Annotated in this window: 4 protein-coding genes and 1 pseudogene; all 5 read left to right on the top strand. The window is 64.7% G+C overall.

What is annotated here, in order from left to right:
* The coding region (locus tag VGG53_RS07420) for a hypothetical protein (RefSeq protein ID WP_331517394.1) at positions 1 to 479 on the top strand (479 nt) is incomplete at its 5' end.
* 91 nt (positions 480 to 570) lie between these two features.
* Positions 571 to 2,483: pseudogene (lepA, locus tag VGG53_RS07425) on the top strand (translation elongation factor 4).
* Positions 2,484 to 2,485: 2 nt separating this feature from the next.
* Positions 2,486 to 3,244, top strand: a complete 759-nt coding sequence (locus VGG53_RS07430) for a sensor domain-containing protein (protein ID WP_331517395.1) — start codon at positions 2,486 to 2,488, stop codon at positions 3,242 to 3,244.
* Positions 3,245 to 3,254: 10 nt separating this feature from the next.
* A complete protein-coding gene (locus VGG53_RS07435; RefSeq protein ID WP_414688904.1) occupies positions 3,255 to 3,449 on the top strand; it encodes a hypothetical protein in 195 nt (64 codons plus the stop codon).
* Between the two features lie 143 nt (positions 3,450 to 3,592).
* A complete protein-coding gene (locus VGG53_RS24000; protein WP_372512934.1) occupies positions 3,593 to 3,685 on the top strand; it encodes an Ms4533A family Cys-rich leader peptide in 93 nt (30 codons plus the stop codon).
* Position 3,686: the final 1 nt, after the last annotated feature.

The raw sequence follows: 3,686 nt of genomic DNA on the forward strand, positions 1-3,686 counted from the left end.
AGGGGTACCTCGGGATCTTCCCCGCAGAAGCGGCGTCGACGGCTGCGGCAGACCCCGCCGCTGTTATTGACATCACTCCGATCCTCACCAGCGAGGTTGAATCGCTGAACGGCCTGTTCGCCTCGGATGTTGCCGCCGCCGGGATTCCCTCCACCGACATCATCCCGGGCATGGGCACGCTCCCGTTCGACACCATCTTGACTGCGAACACCAATGCTGCGTTCGACTCCCTCGTATTCGGGGCGGCAGGCCCCAGCCTCGACCCGGGTTCGTACGACGTGTTCAATGGCGCCGTGACTGAGCTCCTCAACGCATCCAACGTTGGGCTGTTCGCACGGTTGAATGGTGGTGACCTCCTTCCCGTTGCCGACTTGTTCGGGCCTACCGATTTCCTGGGAGACGGCGTCACCCAAGCGATTGGCGAATATCTCACGCTCAGCTTTAACGACCTGCTCGGGTTCTTCATCCCGGCAATGTAAGTTCCACGCTCCACGACGGACCCCCGGAGGATCACTCTGGGGGTTTCGTTTTGGCCGGGTCGCCCCGCACAGCGGGCCGGCCGAGACCGCGATTGTGCTGCAGCGCCCGTCCCTGGATACCCTGGTAGCGCCTAAGCCCGGCTTCACCAGGAGATTCCCATCAGCAGTTTCGCCGACCAGACCTTCACGGCGCCGGCGCAGATTCGGAACTTCTGCATCATCGCCCACATCGACCACGGCAAGTCCACCCTGGCCGACCGGATGTTGCAGCTCACCGGTGTCGTCGACGAGCGGTCGATGCGCGCGCAGTACCTCGACCGAATGGACATCGAGCGCGAGCGCGGCATCACCATCAAGGCGCAGAACGTGCGGCTGCCGTGGCAGGTCGACGGCACCGACTACGTCTTGCATCTCATCGATACCCCCGGCCACGTCGACTTCACCTACGAGGTGTCGCGTGCTCTGGAAGCCTGCGAGGGCGCGGTGCTGCTAGTCGACGCCGCGCAGGGCATCGAGGCGCAGACGCTGGCCAACCTGTATCTGGCGCTCGACCGCGACCTGCACATCATCCCGGTGCTCAACAAGATCGACCTGCCCGCCGCCGACCCCGACCGCTATGCCGGCGAGATCGCCCACATCATCGGCTGTAAACCCGACGACGTCCTTCGGGTGTCCGGTAAAACCGGCGAGGGCGTGACCGAATTGCTCGATCACGTCGTGCGCGAGGTCCCGCCGCCGACCGGCGACGCCGACGCACCAACGCGCGCAATGATTTTCGACTCCGTTTACGACATCTACCGCGGCGTGGTCACCTACGTACGTGTGGTGGACGGCAAAATCACCCCGCGCCAGAAGGTCACGATGATGTCCACTGGCTCCACCCACGAGCTACTGGAAGTGGGCATCGTTTCCCCCGAGCCGAAGCCGTCCGACGGTCTCGGCGTCGGCGAGGTCGGCTACCTCATCACTGGTGTGAAAGACGTCCGCCAATCCAAGGTCGGCGACACCGTCACCACCGCGCGGCACGGCGCCACCGACCCGCTGACCGGCTATCGCGAACCCAGGCCGATGGTGTACTCGGGCTTGTATCCCGTCGACGGGTCCGACTATCCCGACCTGCGTGACGCGTTGGAGCGGCTGCAGCTCAACGACGCCGCGCTCACCTACGAACCCGAGACCTCGGTGGCGCTGGGCTTCGGCTTCCGCTGCGGGTTCCTCGGGCTGCTGCACATGGAGATCACCCGCGAGCGCCTGGAACGCGAGTTCGACCTCGACCTGATCTCGACGTCGCCGAACGTCGTCTACCGGGTGGAGAAGGAGGACAACTCCGAACTCGTCGTCACCAACCCGTCGGACTGGCCCGAGGGCAAGGTCCGCGCCGTGTACGAGCCCGTCGTCAAGACCACCATCATCACGCCGAGCGAATTCATCGGCACGATCATGGAGCTGTGCCAGTCCCGGCGCGGCGAACTGGGCGGCATGGACTACCTGTCGCCCGAACGGGTGGAGCTGCGTTACACCATGCCGTTGGGGGAGATCATCTTCGACTTCTTCGACTCGCTGAAATCGCGCACCCGCGGCTACGCCAGCCTTGATTACGAAGAAGCCGGCGAGCAGGAAGCCGCACTGGTCAAGGTCGACATCCTGCTACAGGGTGAGGCCGTCGACGCGTTCAGCGCCATCGTGCACAAGGACGCCGCCGCGGCCTACGGCAACAAGATGACCACCCGACTCAAAGAGCTCATCCCGCGTCAGCAGTTCGAGGTCCCGATCCAGGCCGCGATCGGGTCCAAAATCATTGCGCGGGAGAACATTCGAGCGATCCGCAAGGACGTGCTGTCCAAGTGCTACGGCGGTGACATCACCCGTAAACGCAAACTGCTGGAGAAGCAGAAGGAAGGCAAGAAGCGGATGAAGACCATCGGCCGGGTCGACGTGCCGCAGGAGGCGTTCGTCGCCGCGCTGTCCACCGACGCCGCGGGGGACAAAGGCAACAAGAAGTAGCCATGCGGACAGTCGGGCGGGCGACGGTAGGCACGGTGATCGCCGTGCTCGCGGTGGGCTGTGGCCCGGTTGTCGGCGGGACGGCCCGGCCGGCGCCAAACCTGAAGCGGCGGCCGCTTTCCGGTCACATCGTCAAGCAGGTGTTGCTCGACGACGTCGTGCTGTCGCGGATGCTCGGCCAGCCTTTCGTCAGCCGTCAGCCCGCGCAGTTCGGTGGCGCCGACAAACTCGACCAGCGCGACGCGCCGGCGTCGTCGGCCGATTGCCTGGGCGTAACGGCGATGCTGCAGAAGAGCGTGTACGACTCCGCCGACGTCCAGACCGTGGCGTCGGAGTCGTGGTGGAACAATGGCGACCCGGCCCAGGTGATCAGCGTGATGGAGGGCGTGGTCGCGCTGCCCTCGGCCGAGCAAGCCCAGACGCTGTTCGCGAAATTTCCTCCGCAGTGGCAGCAGTGCAGGGGTGCGACGACGATCGATCAGACCGGCCCGATTAGTACGACGACCGTCATCGACGACATTCACGTCACCGATTCCGTTGTCGCAGCGACGAATACCGCGACCGCGACATTGCCCAACATGCCGGCCTTGCAGCCCACGCCGCAAGCGCGTGCCATCGGTGTCCGGTTGAATTGCCTGGTCGAGGTCGAGGTGGTCTTTTTCGGCGATCGGCAGCCGTCGGATCCGGGCTCGGGCAATCCGGACACCAGCGCCATCGACATCGCCCGCGCGATGATGGAGAAGGTCAGCGAGCTCAGCTAGGGTGAGCGCGGTGAACGGAATCCTCAGTTGGTGGGACGGCGTCGAGTTGTGGCTGTCTGGGCTGGGGTTCGTCTTTCAGACCATCGTGGTGATGCCGGTCGTGCTGGTGTTGGCCTACGGCATCGCGGCGGCACTGGACGCGATGCTGGGACGCGGTACCCAGCTGCTGCGGCGTGTTCGTCACGGCGATGACGAGTCCGGATGAACCGAAAGATGGGGATGCCGCGATCACAGGTCACGTTGGTGCTGGTCGCCCTCGTGGTGCTGGTGATCGTCGCCTGGTTGCTGACCCGCTGACCTGCATCAGCCTCGGCTGCGGCGCCGGCGGATTCTGTTAGGCTTTCCGCCATGCACGCAGCGTCCGGCAACACCGAGTGCCATGTCTTGGCACTCATTGCCGTGGGCGATTGCGCCGTTGCTGACGTGCATTGTTGTCGCTGAC

The sequence above is a fragment of the Mycobacterium sp. genome (assembly GCF_036490025.1).
GTDB lineage: Bacteria > Actinomycetota > Actinomycetes > Mycobacteriales > Mycobacteriaceae > Mycobacterium.